The organism is Cellulosimicrobium sp. So1_17, from assembly GCF_055181235.1.
In genome coordinates this window covers 3,727,682-3,746,606 of sequence record NZ_CM143702.1, presented here as the reverse complement: position 1 = coordinate 3,746,606, position 18,925 = coordinate 3,727,682, and the positions used below count along the sequence as shown (strand labels likewise).

Genomic DNA, 18,925 nt, shown 5'->3' with positions numbered 1-18,925 from the left:
ACCTTGTCGGAGACCTCGGGCGCTGCCCGGCCGACCGACCACGGAGGACTGCGGTGCGGACCCTCATCCTGCTCGCCCTCGTGGGCCTCGGCGCGCAGCTCGTCGACGGCAGCCTCGGCATGGCCTACGGCGTGACGTCCACGACCCTCCTCCTCGCCATCGGGACCAACCCGGCCGCCGCCTCGGCGACGATCCACCTCGCCGAGATCGGCACGACGCTCGCCTCGGGCGCCGCGCACTGGCGCTTCGGGAACGTCGACTGGAAGGTCGTGCTGCGCATCGGCGTGCCGGGCGCGGTCGGCGCGTTCGCCGGGGCCACGTTCCTCTCGAGCCTCTCCACCGACGTCGCCGCCCCGGTGATGTCGCTGCTCCTCCTCGCGCTCGGGCTCTACGTTCTCGCGCGGTTCACCGTCGCCGGGCTGCCCACGGGCCGTCTGGGCCTGCCGCTGCGCAAGCGCTTCCTCGGTCCGCTCGGGCTGGTCGCCGGGTTCGTCGACGCGACGGGCGGCGGTGGCTGGGGCCCGGTCGGGACGCCCGCGCTGCTCGCCTCGGGGCGCATCGAGCCCCGCAAGGTCATCGGCTCGATCGACACGAGCGAGTTCCTCGTCGCCGTCGCCGCGTCGCTCGGCTTCCTCCTCTCGCTCGGCACGCAGGGCATCGACCCCACGTGGGTGCTCGCCCTGCTGCTCGGCGGTCTCGTCGCCGCGCCGATCGCCGCCTGGCTCGTGCGGCACCTGCCGCCGCGCATCCTCGGGTCGGCCGTCGGCGGCGTCATCGTCCTGACGAACGTCCGCACGCTCCTGCGCTCCGACTGGGTGGACGCGAGCGGCGCCGTCCAGGGCGTCGTCCTCGGCCTCGTCGCCGTCGTCTGGGCCGCGGCCGTCGCCTGGTCGGTCCGCGAGCACCGCCGCGCGAAGGCCCTCGCGGCGGAGGCCGAGGCGCTCGCCGACGACGCCGTCGGTACCGGCGCGCTCGCGGGCGCGGAGCAGCCGACCGGGCGCTGACCACCGCGGGACGCCACGACCACCGCTCGACGCCGGCTCAGTCCCGGGCGTACCGCCGCACGAAGGACGCGAGGATCCTCCCCGGGAACCGGACGTCGCCGCGCCGCACCACCGCCTCGACCTCTCCGGCGGCACCCGGCGGGAAGTAGCCGTAGCCCTGGTACACGCCGATGCGCGTGAGGATGCCGTCGAGGTCGAGCTCGGGGTGGAACTGCGTCGCGTAGAGGTTCTCCTTGATGCGGAACATCTGCACGGGGCACGAGTCCGACGACGCGAGCAGCACCGCGTGCGGCGGCAGCTCCCGCACGGCCTCCTTGTGCCCGACGTACGCCTCGAACGCGTCCGGCAGGTCGGCGAGCAACGGGTCGGCACGGCCCTCGGGCGTCAGCCGGACCGTCACCGGCGAGATCGGCTCGGCGTACGTGTCGTCGAGGACCGCGCCCTGGTGCATCCCGAGCGTCCCGACGCCGTAGCACGCGCCGAGGAACGGGACGTCCCGGTCGACGATCTCGTCGAGCAGCGGCGCGAGCTCGCGCTCGACGCGGCGCTGGACGGCGGACTTCTCGGTCTCCGGCCTCGACGAGTCGAACGGGCTGCCGCCGACGATCACGCCCGAGTAGTCGTCGAGGTCGAGCGGTGGGAGCGGCCCCGCCTCCATGCGCACACGGTGCAGCTCGCCCGGGCGCAGGCCCGAGAAGCGGAGCACGGCGTCGTGCTCGCCGTCGGCCGCGACGTCCTCGGCCCGGGACGCGAGGAGCAGGAAGGGCCGCATGCCGCCACGCTAGGCACGGCCGGCGGCGCTCGCCGCCCGAGGGGCGGCCGATCGCGGTGCCGAACCCCGGGTTGTGTCCCGATCAGCTCGTCGATCGGGACACGACCCGGGGTTCGGCACGCTGCGCGAGCGTCACGTCCAGCGGAAGAGCTTGATCGCCAGCGGGAGCAGGACGGCGGTCCACACCGCCATGACTACGATCTGCAGCGTGGGGAACCCGTCCGCGAACCAGCCCTCGGTGAGCGCCTGGGACGCCGCCCCGAGGGGCGTGTACTGCCCGACCTCGCGCAGGGCGTCGGGCATGATCGGGCCCGGCGTCCACATCCCCGACAGGAACAGCATCGGGAAGTAGATCAGCGTGCCGACCGCCGAGGCGGTGCTCGCCTTGGGCGCCCGCGCCGCCACGAGCGTCCCGAGCGAGAGCATCGACAGGACGGTGAGCAGGAAGGCCAGCAGGACCGTCCCGAGGTGGCGGGGCGCGGCGAGGCCGAACACGAGCTGGCAGACGACGAGCGAGACCGCGGCCGCGGCGAAGATCGCGACGAGGTTGATGACGAGGTGCGCGACGACGATGCCCTGCGGGCGCATCGGCGTCGTGGACAGCCGTCGCAGCAGGCCCTTCTCGCGGAAGGTCGCGAAGTAGACGGGCATCGTCGTGAGGGCAGGCGTCGCGACCGCCGCGGCGAGCACCACCGGGACGTACGTGGCGATCGCGGTGAGACCGTCCCACGGTGCGCCCATCCCCTCGATCGGCTCGCGCATGCCGGGGATCGCGAAGCCCACGCCCACGAGCAGGACGGTCGGGAACGCGAGCGAGAAGAACACGCTCCCGGGGTCGCGCAGCCAGAGCCGCGCCTCGGTCGTCAGGAGGGTGCCGAAGCCGCGCCACCCGGCGACGCGGGTCGTCGGCAACGACGGGGAGAGGGTCGCGGTGGTCATCGGGAGGCTCCTTCGCGGTGGGCACCGACGGCGGTCGTGGCCGCGGGGTCGGCGGTGAGGGCAGCAGCGGTGGGGGCGGCAGCCGCGGTGGGGTCGTACGTGCGGCCGGTCACGGCCACGAAGACGTCCTCGAGGGACCGGGAGACGGTGCGGACGTCGTCGGGCACGATGTCGTGCTCGGCGAGCGCGAGGACGACGGCGGGCAGCACCCGGCGCGATCCGCGCACCTCGATCTCGCGGTCAGCCGGGCGCACGGCGTCGATCACCTCGATGCGCTCGACGTCGGCGAGACCGGCGAGCGTGTGCAGCGTGACGTCGTGGTCGACGGCCGGGACGCGGAGCCGCATCGTCCGCGAGTCGTCGAGCGCGTCGATCAGCTCGGCCGGGCTCCCCGAGGCGACGACGCGTCCGCGGTCGATGACGACGAGCCGGTCGCACAGGCGCTCCGCCTCGTCCATGAAGTGCGTGACGAGAAGAACCGTCACGCCACGGGCGCGCACGCGCTCCACGAGGTCCCAGGTGGTGCGCCGGGCCTGCGGGTCGAGACCGGTCGTCAGCTCGTCGAGGATCGCGACGCGCGGGTTCCCCACGAGCGCGAGCGCGATCGACAGTCGCTGCTTCTGACCGCCCGACAGCTTCGCGTACGCGACGCCGCGGTGCTCCGCGAGCTCGAGCAGCTCGAGCAGCTCGTCGGCGTCGGCGGGCGCCTCGTAGAACGACGCGAAGAGGCGCATCGCCTCGGCGACGGTGATCCTCTCGTTGAGCGCCGACTCCTGGAGCTGGATCCCGAGGGCGTCGCGGACCCGCTCCGGGTGGGTCTGCGGGTCGACGCCGAGGACGCGTACGGAGCCGCCGTCGGCCTCGCGCAGGCCGGCGAGGCACTCGACGGTGGTGGTCTTGCCGGCCCCGTTCGGGCCGAGGATGCCGAAGATCTCCCCCGGCGCGACGGAGAAGCTCACGTCCTCGACGGCGACCTTGCGCGCTGCCGAGCCCTTCGGGCCCGGGTACGTCTTGCGCAGGTGCCGGACCTCGATGACGGGGGCGACGGCGTCGGGCGAGCTCGTGGCGGCGGCCGTGGCGGCAGCGGCCGCCGGGCGTGGTGCGGTGGTCATGCGAACCTCCGGGAGGGTGTGCGGGACCCGCCGAGCGGCGGGAGCGCCGTCGGACGAGGTCGTGCTCGGGGTGTGCCGGGAGTGCGGTTCAGCCCGTCGTGACGCTCCGGGCGAACTCGACCGGCCGGATGGCGACGTCCCGCAGGACGGCGCGGAGAAGGAGCGCAGCGAGCGCGACGGCCGCGAGGCCGCCGAGCGCAGCACCCCACACGGGGAGCACGGGCAGGCCGACCGCGCCGGCCAGCGCCCGGCCGAACCAGCCCGACTGCAGGGTGAGCTCGGCGACTGCGAGCGGGACGAGCGAGAGGAGCGCGACGCCGGTGCCGCGCCAGAACCCCGCCCGGTAGTAGCCCAGCGCCACAACGGCCCCCACGAGGAAGTAGACCGCGCAGAACACGGACTGCACGAGGAAGACCAGCCCGAGCTGCGAGCCGTCGGCGTAGAGACGGTCGATCTCCGGCTCGGTCGGCCAGCCGTACCGGTCCGCCGCCCACCACGTGACCCACGCGACCGCGGCGGCCGCGAGGCCGAAGGTCGCGCCGATCACGACGCCGGAGACGACGAGGCCGTGGACGAACGACCGACGGGTCCCGCCCGCCGCGACGTGCAGCGCGATCATCGCCAGGGGCATGACGATCCCCATGACGAGCAGGAAGTAGGGCGCCGACTCCGCCGGGCCGCCGACCGCCGTGATCTCCACGTCGCCGGCGCGCTGCATGACGAACAGGATGATGCCGCCGATGAGGAGGGCGATCACCCAGAACCACAGGCCGATGACCCACGTCGCGCCGACGGCGTACTCGGCCGTCGCGCGGACGCCGCGACGGTGCGCCGCGGCCACCAGGGCGGCGCGCTGCGCCGCGCGGTCCGCCGAGGGCGCCGGGTGGGTCTCGGTGCTCATCGTGCCTCCTCCCGGTCGGACCCGGGTCGTCGGGTCAGGTGGACGAACAGGTCCTGCACGGGCACGCTCCCGACCTCGAGGCCGGCCCCCGTCGCCGCCGCCCGCTCGTCGGCGCCGAACGTGCCGAAGAGGGTGACCTGGGCGGTGCCGCCGAGGCGCTGCCGGGCGAGCACCTCGCGCCCGTCGACGAACCGGTCGACAAGCTCGGTGGGCCCCGTGAGGCTGACGCCCCGCCCGCGGACGTCCTCGGCGGGCTCGGCGAGCAGCACCTTCCCGCGGTCGATGACGACGACGTCCTCGAAGAGCCGCTCGACCTCGTCGATCAGGTGGCTCGAGAGGACGATCGTGCGCGGGTGCTCGGCGTAGTCCGCGAGGAGCGCGTCGTAGAACGCGTACCGGCTCGGGGCGTCCATGCCGAGGTAGACCTCGTCGAAGATCGTCAGCGGTGCGCGCGACGCGAGGCCGATCACCGCGCCGAGGGCCGAGCGCTTGCCCCGCGACATCTGGTCCGGGTGCTTGCGGGGCGAGATCTCGAACTCGTCGAGGAGCCGGCCGGCGAGGTCCGCGTCCCAGTGCGGTCGGAGCGCGGCGTAGTAGTCGAGCGTGTCCTTCGCCTTGCTGTCGCCCCACACGTCGCCGCTCTCGCGGACGAGCTGGGTGTGCATGGTGGTCCAGGGGTTCTCGAACGGGTCCTCGAGCTCGGCGTCGGACCCGAGGCGCACGCTGCCCGAGGTCGGTCGGCGGAACGCGGCGAGGAGCGCGGCGAGCGTCGTCTTGCCGGCGCCGTTGCGGCCGAGCAGGCCGGTGATCGTCCCGGGCCGGATCGTCAGGGTGGCACCGTCGAGCGCGAGGTCGTCGGACCGCCCGTAGCGGACGACGACGTCGCGCAGCTCGACGCCGAAGGGCTCGGGGACGGTCGGGGCGGCGCTCGGGGTGGAGCTGGGCCGGGCGGTCACGGGGTCACCTCGGGGTGTCGTGGGTCGGGTGGTCGGAAGGGCCGTCGTCACGGCGCTGGCGGCCGAGGACGTGGGCCACGATCTCGGCCGTGGGGATGTCGAGCAGGTCGGCCTGGACCAGGGCCGGGTCGAGGACCTCGGCGAAGAAGCTCTCGCGGTGGCTCTGCAGCAGACGGTCGCGCGCCCCGGGGGCGACGAACATGCCGAGACCGCGCCGCTTGTAGAGCACGCCCTCGTCGACGAGCAGCGCGAACGCCTTGGCCGCGGTCGCAGGGTTGATGCGGAACGTCGTCGCGAACTCCGTCGTCGACATGACCTGCTCCTCCTCTGCCGTCTCGCCCGCGAGGACCTGCGCCCGGATCATCTGGGCGATCTGGAGGTAGATGGGTTCCGGACCGTCGAACATGGCGCCCATCCTCTCCTGGTTCGCGTGTTCAGTGGTTCATTACTTGACTAATGAACCACAGACCCACCTCGCGGCGCAACCCTCATTTCCAGGGAGTACCGGATTCCGGCGAAGCAGCACCCCAGTCGCGTGAGGTAATAACCCGGTTGCGCGAGGTAGTGCGCTGGTTGCGCGAGGTAGCACCCCGGTTGCGCGAGGTGGTGCGCTGGTGTGGAGTCGAGGCTCGCGGGGAGGCAGCATGGACAGAGCGTGCGAGCTCGCCGGCGGGACGCCGTGGGCCGAGCCGCTCAGCACGTGGACGAGCCTCGCGTTCGTCGTCGCGGGAGCGGCGGTCGTCGAGGCGACGGTCCGCGCCCGCCGCCACGCGCGGTCGGGCAGCACCACGCCGTCCGTGCCCGACGACGCGGCCGCCCGACGCGTGCGGCTCACCTTCGGCGTGCTGGTCGTCCTGATCGGCGTGGGCTCGGTCGTCCAGCACGGGCCGTCGCCGTCGTGGAACCCCGTGGCGCACGACCCGCCGCTGCTCGGCACGCTCGCACTCGTCGCGGCGGACGCCGTCGCCGACCTCACCGGACGCCGGATGCGCACGTGGTGGTGGCTCGCGCCGACGCTCGCCGGCGTCGCGCTCGCCGCGGTGAGCGTCCCGGCGTCGACCGCGGCGCAGGTGGTCGTGGCGGTGCTCGCGGTGGCAGCGAGCGTCGTGCGGGCGAGGCGCCGACCTGCCGTCCGACGGCGCACGGTCACCGCCCTCGTGCTCCTCGCCCTGGGCGGGACGATCGGGACGCTGACCCGCGCCGGCTGGCCGCTGTGCGACACCGACGGACCGCTGGGCGTCACGCTGCAGGGCCACGCCGTGTGGCACGTGCTCGCGGCGGTCGCGCTGTGGGTCCTTGCGCCGACGCTCGGCACGCGTCGGCCGACGTAGTCGGTCAGGCGAGGCCGAGGTGGACGAGCAGAGCCTCGTCGAGCGCCGCGGACTGCTCCACGCTGAGCCGACCGGCACGGTTCACGAGCCGAGACAGGTCCAGCGCACGCACCTGCTCCGCCTGAGCCTTCGAGTCGACCCCCAACCCGGCCGAGTCGGCCTCGACGAGCACCTGGAACGTCAGGACGCGCCGGACGTTGCTCGTGAGCGGGACGACGGTGAGCACGCCCCTGCCGAGCCGTTGCGCCACGGCGTTGTGCGCATCCGTCGAGACGATGACGACCGGCCGGACCTTGTTCGACTCGGCACCCCGCACCGGCTCGAGATCCGCGTACCAGACCTCACCGCGGCGCATCGGGCTCGAGCCCGTCGGCGACGGTGGCGTCCCAGGCCTCGGCATCGCCCGACGAGTACCACTCATCGATCGCGAGCGCGTACTCGTCCTGCAGGTCACGTTCGCGAAGCGCCTTGATCGCGGCGTGGAACGCGGCAGACCTGGATTCCAGGCCCTGCTCGGCGGCGTACTCGTCCAGGAACTCGATGTCACGCTCCGGCAGACTCACACTCACCTTCATACCGTTGATCCTACTGCGGTAGGACAAGGGCGGCGCGACCTGCAGAGCAGGCGTGCCCACCGTGCGGTGCTCGATGGCCTGGGCCCGACGTCCACCGGCGACCGGAAGCACGACTCGGCGTCATCGCGGCCTGGCGACCCGATCCTGCCTAGCGAGCTGCCGTACGGCTCGGTCGGCCCAGCGAACACCTGGGCCGACCGAGGTCCTGCTGCGGGGACTGCGGTGCTACCTCGCCAGGGCGGGGGCGAAGGCGGCGCGGACGCCGTCGAGGTCCGCCGCGACGAGCTCGGCGAGCTGCACGGCGTTGAGCGCCGCGCCCTTGCGCAGGTTGTCGTTCGACACGAACAGGACGAGCCCGCGGCCGCCCGGGACGGACTGGTCCGTGCGGATGCGGCCCACGAACGACGGGTCCTTGCCGGCCGCCTCGAGCGGGTTCGGCACGTCCGACAGCGCGACGCCGGGGGCCTCCGCGAGGATCTCGCGGGCCCGGTCGGGAGTGATCGCCGTGCCGAACTCGGCGTGGATCGCGAGCGAGTGGCCGGTGAACACCGGCACGCGCACGCAGGTCCCGGCGACGGCGAGCTCGGGCAGGCCGAGGATCTTGCGCGACTCGTTGCGGAGCTTCTTCTCCTCGTCCGTCTCCTCGAGGCCGTCGTCGACGATCGACCCGGCGAGCGGGACGACGTTGAACGCGACGTTGCGGGGGAAGGCCGACGGCGCCGGGAGGGCGACGGCGGAGCCGTCGTGCACGAGGCCGGTGAGCCCCGCGCCCTCGCCGTCCGCGGCGGCACCCGCCACGGCCTGCGCCCGGAGCTCCTCGGCACCGGCGAGCCCGGCGCCGGAGACGGCCTGGTAGGTCGCGACGATCAGGCGCTCGAGCCCCGCCTCGTCGGCGAGCGGCTTGAGGACGGGCATCGCGGCCATCGTCGTGCAGTTCGGGTTCGCGACGATGCCCTTGCGCGCCTCGCGCAGCGCCGCCGGGTTGACCTCGGAGACGACGAGCGGGACGTCGGGGTCCATGCGCCACGCGGAGGAGTTGTCGATGACGACGGCGCCCGCCGCGGCGAAGCGCTCGGCGTGGGCCCTCGACGTCGCGCCGCCCGCGGAGAACAGCGCGACGTCGATCCCGCGCAGGTCGTCGGTCGACGTCGCGGCGACGTCCTCCACCACGACGTCGGAGCCGCGCCACGGCAGGGTCGAGCCCGCGGAGCGCGCGGACGCGAAGTAGCGGACGCTCGCCACGGGGACGTCGCGCTCGTCGAGCAGGCGGCGCATGACCGCGCCGACCTGCCCGGTCGCGCCGACGACGGCGACGTTCAGACCTGCCGAGGCAGAGGCGTTCTGGATGCTCATGATCGGTTCCTCTCGTCCCTCGGGTCAGCGGCCGGTGCCGGCGTAGACGACGGCCTCGCCGTCGGCGGTGTCGAGCTCGAACGCGGTGTGCACGGCGCGCACGGCGTCGTCCAGCGAGTCCTCGCGCGTGACGACGGAGATCCGGATCTCCGAGGTCGAGATCATCTCGATGTTGACGCCCGCGTCGCGCAGCGCGCCGAACAGCTTCGCCGAGACGCCGGGGTGCGACTTCATGCCCGCGCCGACGAGCGAGAGCTTGCCGATCTGGTCGTCGAACTGGAGCGAGCCGAAGCCGATCTCCGCCTGCAGCGCGCTGAGCGCAGACATCGCGGCCGGCCCGTCCCCCTCGGGCAACGAGAACGAGATGTCGGTCAGCCCGGTGCGCGCGGCCGACACGTTCTGCACGATCATGTCGATGTTCACGCCCGAGCCCGCGACGACCTCGAAGATCCGGGCGGCCGTGCCCGGGACGTCGGGCACGCCGACGACCGTGATCTTGGCCTCGCTGCGGTCGTGCGCGACGCCGGAGATGATCGGGGCTTCCATGACGGTCTCCTCGGGGATGTCGGCAGAGCTGGTTCCGGGGGTGGGTGCGGGGTGCCGGGCGGTGTACGCGTCGGCGCTGACGAACGTGCCCTCCTTGCCGGAGAACGACGAGCGGACGTGGATCGGCACGCCGTACCGACGGCCGTACTCGACGCAGCGCAGCGCGAGCACCTTGGCCCCGCTCGCCGCCATCTCGAGCATCTCCTCGTACGTGATGCGGTCGATCTTGCGCGCGCTCGGGACGATGCGCGGGTCGGCCGTGAACACGCCGTCGACGTCGGTGTAGATCTCGCACACGTCGGCGTCGAGGCCCGCGGCCAGCGCGACGGCGGTCGTGTCCGAGCCGCCGCGGCCGAGCGTCGTGACGTCGTTGGTCGACTCCGTGACGCCCTGGAAGCCCGCGACGATCGCGACCTGGCCCTTCTCGATCGTCTCGCGGATGCGGTGCGGCACTACGTCGACGATGCGCGCCTTGCCGTGCACGGCGTCGGTGATCACGCCGGCCTGCTGGCCGGTGAACGACTTGGCGCGGACGCCGAGGTTGGTGATCGCCATCGCGAGCAGCGACATCGAGATGCGCTCGCCCGCCGTGAGGAGGATGTCCATCTCGCGCTGCGGCGGGAGGGGGGTGACCTGCTGCGCGAGGTCGATGAGCTCGTCCGTCGTGTCTCCCATGGCGGAGACGACGACCACGACGTCGTTACCGGCCCGCTTCGCCTCGGCGATGCGCTTGGCCACCCGCTTGATGCTCTCGGCGTCGGATACCGACGATCCGCCATACTTTTGCACGACAAGTGCCACGTGCTGCTCCGTCTGTCGCCGGCCTCCGTCTCTCTCAACGGCCCGCCGGGTGCTTGTGGGACGCTCGATGATAGGCACGCGGCCCGGGCCGGGGCCAAGTCCGTCCCGCCATCCGGTCCGGCGCGCCCGGCGCGGCCGCCGGGACACGGCTCCGGTCGGCCGACGGTCAGGCGGTGGTGCGCGACAGCCGTCGGCGGAGCTGGCTGATGCGCACAGTCCCGACGACCAGCGCGACGACGCCCACGCCGACCCCCGCGATGAGGAGGGCGAGCGCGAGCGGGACGGAGCCCTGCATGCCGAGGAACGACACGACGACGGGCTGGGTGTTCTGGAGCATGAAGACGATGAGGGCGACGAGGACGAGGGCGGCGATGCAGATGCCGACCCAGGTGGCGCCGGCACGGCTGCGTGGGGCCTTCGCCTGCCCGTTCTCGATCCCGGTCTCGCGGGACCGGTCGGCGCGGTCGTGGCGGTAGCCGCCGGGATGACCGTTGGTCGCGGGGGTGAGCGGGGTGGTGGCCATGACGGCCTCCTCCGGGGTTCCGGGCCCGCGCGCCTCAGGAGGGGCACGTTCGCCGCGGATGTCCTGATCGTACGCGCGCTTCCTGGGAGGACTCCTGGGAGCCGCCGTGGATCGCCTGGACGTCCGCCGGACCGCTAGCGGCCGAGGTCGGCGGCGAGGGGGCACGTGAACGGGTCGCGTGCGCGGCCCTGCACGTCGTTGAGATAGCCGACGACGATCCGGTAGGACGCGAAGAACCCCACCTCCGTGTACGTCACGCCGAGCTGGGAGCAGTACTCGCGGACGAGGGGCTGGACCCGCTTGAGGTTGGGGCGCGGCATGCTGGGGAACAGGTGGTGCTCGACCTGCCGGTTGAGCCCTCCCATGAGGAGGTCCACGACCGCGTTCCCGCGGATGTTGCGCGACATGAGCACCTGCCGGCGCAGGAAGTCGACGTCCGCGGTGGCCGGGACGATGGGCATCCCCTTGTGGTTCGGTGCGAACGCGCCGCCGAGGAGGATGCCGAACACGACGAGCTGCACCGCGAGGAACGCGCCGGCGACGGCCGGAGGCAGCAGCAGGCCGAGGGCCACCAGGTACAGGACGAGCCGGGCCAGCAGGACCGGGACCTCCACGCCCCGGTGCGGCACGCGGCCACGGCGGAGGACGGACCGCACGCTCGAGACGTGCAGGTGGAGTCCTTCGAGGGCGAGCAGCGGGAAGAAGTACCAGCCCTGCCGGCGGGCGAGCCACCCGCGCCAGCCGCGGCGGCCGGCGAGGACGGCGGGCGTGAAGGCGATGACGCCCGGCTTGATGTCCGGGTCGTGGCCCTCCTGGTTGGGGGCTGCGTGGTGGGCGTCGTGCTTGGCCGTCCACCACGCGTGGCTCAGCCCGACGAGCCCGTTCGCCAGGACGCGCGCCGTCCAGTCGTTCCACGCCCGGGAGCGGAAGATCTGCCGGTGCGCGCTGTCGTGCCCGAGGAACGCGAGCTGGGCGAGGACGAGCGAGAGCGCGGCGGCGAGGGCGAGCTGCCACCACGAGTCGCCCACGACCACGATCGCGGTCCAGACGCCGACGAGCGCGGCGAGCGTGAGGATCATCCGCACCCAGTAGTACGTGTACCGGCGGCGGAGCAGCCCGGACTCGCGGACGATCTTCGCGAGGACCGAGTAGTCGCGCGCTACGGAGCGGGTCGCCGCGCTCGTGCGCGGCGCGGGTCCGGTCGCCGTCGGCCGGTCACTCGAAGCGGACACGATCGGACTCGGTCTTGACCGTGGCAGCGCGCTGGACCTCGGTGGCGCGCCACCCGGCGAGCTCGTCGGCCCGGCGGGTGCGCTCGGTCGCGATCGTCGTCGCGACGTCGCGGAGCACGGCCGCGATCTCCCGCGCCAGCCCGGCCTCGAGCATCGCCAGGTTCGTGTTCGCGATGACGAGGCGGCGGTCCTCGACCGTGAGCCGGATCCCGGGATAGCCCCGGTCGGCCAGCAGCTCCGTGACGGCGGGCAGCTCGATGAGCCCCTGCTCCTGCCCCGAGACCCGGCGCGAGAAGACCGCCGAGACGGTGTAGACGTCGGGCGCGTCGTCGGTGCCGAGCTCGCGCGGCAGCATGGTGTCGAGGACGCCGCGCAGGTGCAGCGTGCTCTCGTCGACCTGGTCGAAGGACAGGGCGGTCGTGGCGGTCATGGCGTCGTCCGATCATCGGAGCCGGCTCGCCGGCTCGCATCCGCCGCTGACTCAGCGTGCGGTGAGGCGCCAGGCGTCCCAGTCAAGGAGATCGGGGACTCGTCCTCCAGGTCGGGTTCGGAACCACCGTCGTCGTCCCACCGCGCGTCCGACCCGTCGTCCTCCGCGACAGGGTCGTCGCGGTGCGGGCGAGAACTGGTTCGATCGGCCTCGCGTGGGCCGATCCGGCGATCAACCACGTTCTCGACACTACACCCGTGCGCTGCGCGCGGGACGGACCGGAGAGGTCGGCACCGCACCGGGCGACGGCCCGCGAGGAACCGCTCTCCCGGCCCGGTCGCCGCCCGCGACGACGGCGTACCCCAGGCCGACGACGACCGCGCCGCCGACGAGGTTGCCGACGCCCACCCAGGCGACGTTGCGCCCGAAGTCGGCCCACGTCGTCCAGCCCTCGCCCGTGAAGAGGCCGAGCGAGAACGTCGTCATGTTGGCCACCACGTGCTCGAAGCCCGACGCGATGAACGCGAGGACGGCCCAGAAGATCACGATCGCCCTGCCCGCCTCGGAGTCCAGCCGGCCGCACGCCCAGATCGCGGCGCACACGAGGACGTTGCACAGGATGCCGCGCGCGAGGAGCTCGGGTCCGGTCTCGTGCGCCTTGGCGGTGAGCATCGTGGCGACCATGTCGCCCGCGGCGGCGTTCGTGCGCAGGACGCCCGACTGCACCACGAGCCAGGCGAACGCCATCGAGCCGGCGAGGTTCCCGGCGAGACAGGACGTCAGCGTCCCGATCGCGGGACCGAGCCGGACCGTGCGCGTCGCGACGCCCTGCGCGAGGATCATCATCGCCGACGTCGCGAGCTCGGCGCCGGCGAGCACGACGAGGGTCAGCGCCGCCGCGAAGACGGAACCTGCGACGAGCCGCTCGGCCGGCGCGCCGGCGGCGAGGAACGGTCCGGCCGTGGCCACCATGAGCACGACGCCGACCCCGACGTAGGCGCCCGCGAGCGCCGACGCGACGAGGTAGCGACCCGGGTGCCGGGCGGCGGCGACCTTGGCCCGGGCCGCGTCGGACTGGAGGGTCAACGCCTGGGCGAGGGTCTGCACGACTCGATCCTCGCGGGTGCCCGCGGCACCCGACAGGGTCCCTGGTCGGTCGGGAGCGGGACCGAGGTCGCGCGCGGGACCGTGGTCGCGCGCGGGGCCGGGGGTCGGGTCAGAGCGGCGACGGCCTCGGTTCGACGACGGCCGCGACGATCGCCTCGATGGCGAACTCGCTCACCTCGCCGAGGTCGACGAGCGTGGGGTCGAGGAGCCACTGGACCTGGAGCCCGTCCATGACGGCGAGGATCGCGGCGGCCGCGTGCCGCACGGTCGCCGGCGCCTCGACGCCGCGCGCGGCGCACAGCTCCTCGAACGCCTCGACGGCCTCGGCGCGCAGGGTGCGGTAGCGGATCTCGAAGAACTCACGCGCCGGGTGCCCGTCGGTGACGGACTCGGCCGACAGCACGGCGTACGCCTGGACGATGCCGGCGCGCTGGGCGTTGAGGAACGCGGTCCGCACGAGGTGGCGGAACATCTCCAGCCCGCCGGGGATGTGCTGGGGCTCGAGCTCGGCGACGTCGGTCTCGTCGCGGTACCGCAGGACCTCGAGCAGGAGGTCGTCCTTGGACCCGAAGTGGTGGAGGATCCCGGCGTGCGTCATGCCGACCTGCTCGGCGATCTCGGCGAGCGGCCCGTTGTGGTAGCCGCGGTTGCCGAACGTCACCATCGCGGCGCGGAGGATCTCCTCACGACGGCGCACGGTCGCCGCGCGCATCCGGGGACGTCTCTCGCTCGTGCTGCTGGGCATCGTCGCCTCCGTTCGTCGTCGCCGCTGTCGCCGTCGTCCGCCCTGCTGACGGTGCTGCCGTCTGCCGTCGCAGCCCGTCCGGCCGGCCGCCGTCGACGGGCCTGCGCCGGGGTGATCCTACGCACGCCCGGACACCTCCTGCAGCACGCTGGCGGCGACGTCCGTCGAACAAATGCCACCTGACCTGCGACGACGCAGATTCTTGCCAACTTACTAACTGCACGGTAAGTTCATCGCCACAGCCCGCTCGACGACGAGGAGCCTTCGTGACACCGCAGTCCCGCCCGGGAGCCGACGCCTCCCCGGAGCTCGACGACCTGCGCTCCCGTGCGCAGCGTCTGCCGCTCCGCGAGAAGGTCCGGCTCCTCACCGGGCAGTCGATGTGGCGCACGCACGGCCACGACGGACTGGCGCTGCGCCCGATCGTCCTGTCCGACGGCCCCGTCGGCGTCCGCGGCACGAGCGAGGTCGAGGGCGAGACCTCGGTCCTGTTCCCCTCCCCCAGCGCGATCAGCGCGACGTGGGACCGCGACGTCGCGCACGAGACCGGCCGGGCCTTCGCCCGCGAGGCGCGCACCCACGGCGTCGACGTCGTGCTCGCCCCCCAGGTCAACATCCAGCGCACACCCGTGGGCGGCCGGCACTTCGAGTGCTACGCCGAGGACCCGTTCCTCACGGCGGAGATCGGCACGGGTGTCGTGCGCGGCCTCCAGGACGAGGGCGTCGCGGCGTGCGTCAAGCACTACGTCGCCAACGACTCCGAGACGGACCGCACGAGCTACGTCGCGCACGTCGACCCGCGCACGCTGCGCGAGGTCTACCTCGCCCCGTTCGAGGCGGCGGTCGACGCCGGCGCGTGGTCGGTCATGGCGGCGTACAACCAGGTGGACGACGACACCGAGACGGCGCCGATGACGGCCCACCGGCACCTCGTCACCGACGTCCTCAAGCGCGAGCTCGGCTTCGACGGCGCGGTCGTCTCGGACTGGGTCGCGACGCACACCACCGCGGAGTCGGCGAACGGCGGGCTCGACCTCGTCATGCCGGGTCCCGGCGGGCCCTGGGAGGACCGGCTCGTGCGCGCCGTCGAGGACGGCCTCGTGCCCGAGGCGGAGATCGACGACAAGGTCGCGCGCCTCCTCCTCCTCGCCCGCCGGGTGGGCGCGCTCGACGAGCCGGCCCGTCCCCTGACGTACGACGGCGACCTGCGCGAGCTCGTGCGCCGCACCGCCGCGCGCGGCACGGTCGTCCTGCGGTCCGACGCCGAGAACCCCGTCTGGGACCGACCCGCGCCGCGCTCGATCGCGCTCGTCGGCCCCAACGCGGTGCGACCGCACGTGCTCGGCGGGGGCAGCTCGACGGTCGTCCCGACGCACGTCGTCACCCCGGCCGAGGGACTCGCCGCCCGCTGGCCCGGCGCGTCGCTCACCGTGTCCCGCGGGGGCGACGCGCGCCGTCTGGCACCGCGCCTCGACCTGACCGCACGGTCCCTCCCCGACCAGGCCCTCCAGGTCACGTGGCTCGACGCCGAGGGCGCGACGTTGCGCAAGGAGGTCCTCGCGCGCTGGGACGGCTTCCTGCGCGACCTGCCGGACACGGTCGACACCGTCGTGCTCGAGGCGGACGTCCTGCTCGACGAGCCGGGCGACCACACGCTCGAGGTCGGCACCGTGCCCGGTCACACGATCGAGGTCGACGGCGTCGTCGTCGCGCACGACCCGCACCGCTCGGGCGTCGAGGTCATCCTCGACTCCTCGATCAACAACCCGGTCGGCGTCCCGGCACTCGTGCACGTCGACGCCCCGCGCCGCGTCCGCGTCACCGCGTCGCTCCTCGTCACCCGCGCACAGGGCTACGGCAACATGGTGCGCGCCGAGCTGCGGCACCGCGTCCCGGCCCCGTCCGTCGAGCAGGAGATCGCCGAGGCGGTCGCCGCCGCCCGCGCGGCGGACCTCACCGTCGTCGTCGTCGGGACGAACGAGGAGGTCGAGTCGGAGGGCTGGGACCGGACCTCGCTCGCGCTGCCCGGCCGTCAGGACGAGCTCGTCGAGCGCGTGCTCGACGCCGACCCGGACGCGGTCGTCGTGGTCAACGCCGGCGCCCCCGTCCTCCTCCCGTGGTTCGACCGCGCGCGCACCGTGCTGTGGGTCTGGTTCCCGGGCCAGGAGGCCGGGCACTCGATCGCCGACGTCCTCGCGGGCGCCGTCGAGCCGACCGGACGCCTGCCGTGGACGCTCCCCGCGGACGCGGCCGACGTCCCGGTCCCCCACGCCGTCCCCGCCGGTGGCGTGGTCGAGTACACCGACGGCGTGCATGTCGGCCACCGCGCCTGGGTGCGCTCGGGCCGCGTGCCCGCGGCGCCCTTCGGGCACGGTCTCGGCTGGACCACCTGGTCCTACGACGAGGTCGCACCCGCGACCTGGGCGCCCGACGGCGACGCCGCCGTCGTCGTCCGTGTCACCAACACCGGGACCCGGGACGGTCGCGAGACCGTCCAGGTCTACCTCGAGGCCCCGGACGCGCCCGTGGCGTCCCCGGTCGCGCACCGCGACCGACCGTCGCGCTGGCTCGGCGGGTTCGCCTCCGTCGACGTCGCGGCGGGCGGGTCGGCCCACGTCACCGTGACCGTCCCGCGCCGGAGGTTCGAGGTGTGGGACACCGACAGCGAGCGCTGGGACCTGCCCGCCGGGACGTACCGGCTCCGGGTCGGGCGCTCGATCGACGACCTCCGCCTGGACACCGCGGTCCGGGCGCTGGAGAGCACCACCGGACGGGAGTAGCACCACCACCGGACCGCGGCACCACCCCTGCACCGCCCCCTTTCGTCCCGGCACCCGCCGGGCCGACGTTCTCGAAGGAGAGACTCATGAGGTTGAAGGCCTCCGCGATCGCGCTCGGCGTCGCGACTGCCCTCGTGCTCACCGGCTGCTCGGCGTCGTCCGGCGACGGCGACACCGACACGACCACCGGCGCCGGCGGCGCCGCCCTCACGATCGCCAAGCCCGACGGCGCGATCGCGACCGAGTCGAACAACCCGTGGATCGGGGACTCGTCGGCGCTCAAGCTCGGCTACGTCAACGCGGTCTACGAGCCCGTGGGCTTCGTCAACGTCGTGAGCCCGAGCGACCCGATCAAGCCGTGGCTCGCGTCGGAGATCGTGTGGTCCGACGACTACACGTCCGTCCAGCTCACCACGCAGAGCGACGTGACGTGGAACGACGGCGAGCCGCTCACCGCCGACGACATCGCGTTCTCGTACCAGATCCTCCTCGACACGCCCGAGCTCAACACCGCGGCGCTCCCGCTCGAGAGCGTCACGGTCGACGGCGACGTCGTCACGCTGACGTTCACGAGCTCGATGTACGCGAAGCAGGACAAGGTGCTGCACCGCTACGTCGTGCCGAAGCACGTGTGGGAGGGCGTCGCCGACCCGACGACGGAGGTCAACCCCGAGCCCGTCGGCACCGGCCCGTACACGCTCGAGAGCTTCAGCACGGAGAGCGTCGAGCTCACCGCGCGCGACGACTACTGGGGCGGCGAGCTCGCGGTCCCGACGCTGTACTACGTGTCGTACAACGACAACAGCGCCCTGACGACCGCGCTCGCCAACGGCGACGCCGACTGGGCGCAGGCGTTCCTCCCCAACGTGCAGTCGGCCTACGTCGAGAAGGACCCGGACCACAACGTCTACTGGGCCCCCGCCGGCCTCGGCGTCGACGCGATGTTCGTCAACACGACGAAGAAGCCGTTCAGCGACGTGGCGTTCCGCCAGGCGGTGAACATGGTGGTCGACCGCACGCAGCACCAGCAGATCGCGCGCGAGGACGGCGTGCCCCTGCTCACCTCGGTCACCGGCCTCCCCCAGCCCGCGGGCGACCCGTACATCGCCGAGGAGTTCCAGGGCGAGGAGTACGCGGTCGACGTGGACGGCGCCAAGAAGGTCCTCGAGGACGCCGGCTACACCCTCGACGGCGAGGCGCTCGTCGACCCGGACGGCGAGCCCGTCACGTTCGAGCTCACCGTCCCGCAGGGCTGGAACGACTACGTCACGGGCATCAGCCTCATCGCCGAGTCGGTCAAGGCGCTCGGCGTCGAGGCCACCGTCACGACGCCCGACTCCGACTCCTGGTGGGCCGCGAAGGGCACGGGCGACTTCGACGCGATCCTGCACTGGACCGAGACGGGCGCGACCCCGTACGACCTGTACAGCGACATGATGGACGGCCGCTGGCTCAAGCCGGTCGGGGAGGCCGCGGACTACAACTTCGGCCGCTACGACAACCCCGAGGCGACCGCCGCGCTCGACGAGTTCGCCAACGCGACGGACGACGCCACGCGCACCGCCGCGATCGAGAAGGTCCAGAAGATCTTCGTCGAGGACGTCCCGGCGATGCCGATCGGCACGCGCCCGTTCATCAGCGAGTTCAACACGCGGAACTACACGGGCTGGCCGAGCGACGCCGACCCGTACACCAACGCGGACCCGACGCAGCCGTCGGCCGTGCTCATCCTCACCGAGCTCGAGCCGGTGGAGTGACGCACGACCCGTCGTGACCATCGCGCGGCGGGCGCGCCCAGGGCCCCGGTCCTCGGCGCAC

Annotated in this window: 19 protein-coding genes; 4 read left to right on the top strand and 15 right to left on the bottom strand. The window is 73.2% G+C overall.

The window, feature by feature from the left end; translation table 11 throughout:
• Positions 1-53: 53 nt before the first annotated feature.
• Positions 54-1,004, top strand: coding sequence for a sulfite exporter TauE/SafE family protein (locus ACZCLJ_RS16535; protein WP_463104546.1), 951 nt, complete (start codon positions 54-56; stop codon positions 1,002-1,004).
• A 37-nt stretch (positions 1,005-1,041) separates the two neighbouring features.
• Here ACZCLJ_RS16535 and ACZCLJ_RS16530 read toward each other — a convergent pair whose 3' ends face one another.
• From ACZCLJ_RS16530 to ACZCLJ_RS16505, 6 genes are all read right to left on the bottom strand, one after another.
• Positions 1,042-1,776 carry a glutamine amidotransferase gene (locus ACZCLJ_RS16530; protein ID WP_463104545.1) on the bottom strand — a complete coding sequence of 245 codons (735 nt, stop codon included), beginning with the start codon at positions 1,774-1,776 and terminating at the stop codon, positions 1,042-1,044.
• A 132-nt stretch (positions 1,777-1,908) separates the two neighbouring features.
• Positions 1,909-2,715: an ABC transporter permease gene (locus ACZCLJ_RS16525; protein ID WP_463104544.1), complete on the bottom strand. Its 807-nt coding sequence runs from the start codon at positions 2,713-2,715 to the stop codon at positions 1,909-1,911.
• Entirely contained in the window at positions 2,712-3,827 is a 1,116-nt protein-coding gene (locus tag ACZCLJ_RS16520; protein ID WP_463104543.1) for an ABC transporter ATP-binding protein, read from the bottom strand. The genes ACZCLJ_RS16525 and ACZCLJ_RS16520 overlap by 4 nt, the downstream gene beginning before the upstream one ends.
• Before the next feature lie 88 nt (positions 3,828-3,915).
• The gene (locus ACZCLJ_RS16515; RefSeq protein ID WP_463104542.1) at positions 3,916-4,728 is read right to left on the bottom strand and encodes a hypothetical protein; all 813 of its coding nucleotides are present in this window, start codon (positions 4,726-4,728) and stop codon (positions 3,916-3,918) included.
• Positions 4,725-5,684, bottom strand: coding sequence for an ATP-binding cassette domain-containing protein (locus ACZCLJ_RS16510; RefSeq protein WP_251150022.1), 960 nt, complete (start codon positions 5,682-5,684; stop codon positions 4,725-4,727). Before ACZCLJ_RS16510 ends, ACZCLJ_RS16515 begins: the two co-directional genes overlap by 4 nt.
• A gap of 4 nt (positions 5,685-5,688) precedes the next feature.
• Positions 5,689-6,090, bottom strand: coding sequence for a GntR family transcriptional regulator (locus ACZCLJ_RS16505; RefSeq protein ID WP_463104541.1), 402 nt, complete (start codon positions 6,088-6,090; stop codon positions 5,689-5,691).
• 238 nt (positions 6,091-6,328) lie between these two features.
• Here ACZCLJ_RS16505 and ACZCLJ_RS16500 point away from each other — a divergent pair, with 238 nt between their 5' ends.
• Positions 6,329-7,015: a hypothetical protein gene (locus tag ACZCLJ_RS16500; protein WP_463104540.1), complete on the top strand. Its 687-nt coding sequence runs from the start codon at positions 6,329-6,331 to the stop codon at positions 7,013-7,015.
• 4 nt (positions 7,016-7,019) lie between these two features.
• Here the strand turns inward: ACZCLJ_RS16500 and ACZCLJ_RS16495 are convergent, their stop codons facing one another.
• The 9 genes from ACZCLJ_RS16495 to ACZCLJ_RS16455 form a co-directional block, all read right to left on the bottom strand.
• Positions 7,020-7,370, bottom strand: a complete 351-nt coding sequence (locus ACZCLJ_RS16495; protein WP_463104539.1) for a type II toxin-antitoxin system PemK/MazF family toxin — start codon at positions 7,368-7,370, stop codon at positions 7,020-7,022.
• On the bottom strand, positions 7,357-7,701 hold the full coding sequence (locus ACZCLJ_RS16490; RefSeq protein ID WP_463104538.1) for a ribbon-helix-helix domain-containing protein: 345 nt from the start codon (positions 7,699-7,701) through the stop codon (positions 7,357-7,359). The genes ACZCLJ_RS16495 and ACZCLJ_RS16490 overlap by 14 nt, the downstream gene beginning before the upstream one ends.
• A 114-nt stretch (positions 7,702-7,815) precedes the next feature.
• Positions 7,816-8,943 carry an aspartate-semialdehyde dehydrogenase gene (locus tag ACZCLJ_RS16485; protein ID WP_463104537.1) on the bottom strand — a complete coding sequence of 376 codons (1,128 nt, stop codon included), beginning with the start codon at positions 8,941-8,943 and terminating at the stop codon, positions 7,816-7,818.
• A gap of 24 nt (positions 8,944-8,967) precedes the next feature.
• On the bottom strand, positions 8,968-10,290 hold the full coding sequence (locus tag ACZCLJ_RS16480; RefSeq protein ID WP_251150017.1) for an aspartate kinase: 1,323 nt from the start codon (positions 10,288-10,290) through the stop codon (positions 8,968-8,970).
• A 166-nt stretch (positions 10,291-10,456) separates the two neighbouring features.
• On the bottom strand, positions 10,457-10,813 hold the full coding sequence (locus ACZCLJ_RS16475; RefSeq protein WP_251150016.1) for a LapA family protein: 357 nt from the start codon (positions 10,811-10,813) through the stop codon (positions 10,457-10,459).
• Between the two features lie 134 nt (positions 10,814-10,947).
• Entirely contained in the window at positions 10,948-12,045 is a 1,098-nt protein-coding gene (locus ACZCLJ_RS16470; RefSeq protein WP_463104536.1) for a fatty acid desaturase family protein, read from the bottom strand.
• The gene (locus ACZCLJ_RS16465; protein WP_251150014.1) at positions 12,029-12,475 is read right to left on the bottom strand and encodes a hypothetical protein; all 447 of its coding nucleotides are present in this window, start codon (positions 12,473-12,475) and stop codon (positions 12,029-12,031) included. Before ACZCLJ_RS16465 ends, ACZCLJ_RS16470 begins: the two co-directional genes overlap by 17 nt.
• A gap of 249 nt (positions 12,476-12,724) precedes the next feature.
• Positions 12,725-13,582, bottom strand: a complete 858-nt coding sequence (locus ACZCLJ_RS16460) for a formate/nitrite transporter family protein (protein WP_463104535.1) — start codon at positions 13,580-13,582, stop codon at positions 12,725-12,727.
• A gap of 109 nt (positions 13,583-13,691) precedes the next feature.
• Positions 13,692-14,327 (bottom strand): TetR/AcrR family transcriptional regulator, encoded by a 636-nt coding sequence (locus ACZCLJ_RS16455; protein ID WP_463104534.1) that lies wholly within the window; start codon positions 14,325-14,327, stop codon positions 13,692-13,694.
• A 266-nt stretch (positions 14,328-14,593) separates the two neighbouring features.
• On the opposite strand from ACZCLJ_RS16455, the gene ACZCLJ_RS16450 reads away from it, so the two are divergent.
• Together ACZCLJ_RS16450 and ACZCLJ_RS16445 are read left to right on the top strand one after the other, a co-directional pair.
• The gene (locus ACZCLJ_RS16450; RefSeq protein WP_463104533.1) at positions 14,594-17,107 is read left to right on the top strand and encodes a beta-glucosidase; all 2,514 of its coding nucleotides are present in this window, start codon (positions 14,594-14,596) and stop codon (positions 17,105-17,107) included.
• Between the two features lie 86 nt (positions 17,108-17,193).
• Entirely contained in the window at positions 17,194-18,864 is a 1,671-nt protein-coding gene (locus tag ACZCLJ_RS16445; protein ID WP_463104532.1) for an ABC transporter substrate-binding protein, read from the top strand.
• Positions 18,865-18,925: the final 61 nt, after the last annotated feature.

What these genes read in the sequence shown, in the direction of transcription:
- ACZCLJ_RS16530 (WP_463104545.1), bottom strand. Translation starts at nt 1,776, where the DNA reads ATGCGGCCCTTCCTGCTCCTCGCGTCCCGGGCCGAGGACGTCGCGGCC.
- ACZCLJ_RS16525 (WP_463104544.1), bottom strand. Translation starts at nt 2,715, where the DNA reads ATGACCACCGCGACCCTCTCCCCGTCGTTGCCGACGACCCGCGTCGCC.
- ACZCLJ_RS16520 (WP_463104543.1), bottom strand. Translation starts at nt 3,827, where the DNA reads ATGACCACCGCACCACGCCCGGCGGCCGCTGCCGCCACGGCCGCCGCC.
- ACZCLJ_RS16515 (WP_463104542.1), bottom strand. Translation starts at nt 4,728, where the DNA reads ATGAGCACCGAGACCCACCCGGCGCCCTCGGCGGACCGCGCGGCGCAG.
- ACZCLJ_RS16505 (WP_463104541.1), bottom strand. Translation starts at nt 6,090, where the DNA reads ATGTTCGACGGTCCGGAACCCATCTACCTCCAGATCGCCCAGATGATC.
- ACZCLJ_RS16500 (WP_463104540.1), top strand. Translation starts at nt 6,329, where the DNA reads ATGGACAGAGCGTGCGAGCTCGCCGGCGGGACGCCGTGGGCCGAGCCG.
- ACZCLJ_RS16495 (WP_463104539.1), bottom strand. Translation starts at nt 7,370, where the DNA reads ATGCGCCGCGGTGAGGTCTGGTACGCGGATCTCGAGCCGGTGCGGGGT.
- ACZCLJ_RS16485 (WP_463104537.1), bottom strand. Translation starts at nt 8,943, where the DNA reads ATGAGCATCCAGAACGCCTCTGCCTCGGCAGGTCTGAACGTCGCCGTC.
- ACZCLJ_RS16475 (WP_251150016.1), bottom strand. Translation starts at nt 10,813, where the DNA reads ATGGCCACCACCCCGCTCACCCCCGCGACCAACGGTCATCCCGGCGGC.
- ACZCLJ_RS16465 (WP_251150014.1), bottom strand. Translation starts at nt 12,475, where the DNA reads ATGACCGCCACGACCGCCCTGTCCTTCGACCAGGTCGACGAGAGCACG.
- ACZCLJ_RS16455 (WP_463104534.1), bottom strand. Translation starts at nt 14,327, where the DNA reads ATGCCCAGCAGCACGAGCGAGAGACGTCCCCGGATGCGCGCGGCGACC.
- ACZCLJ_RS16445 (WP_463104532.1), top strand. Translation starts at nt 17,194, where the DNA reads ATGAGGTTGAAGGCCTCCGCGATCGCGCTCGGCGTCGCGACTGCCCTC.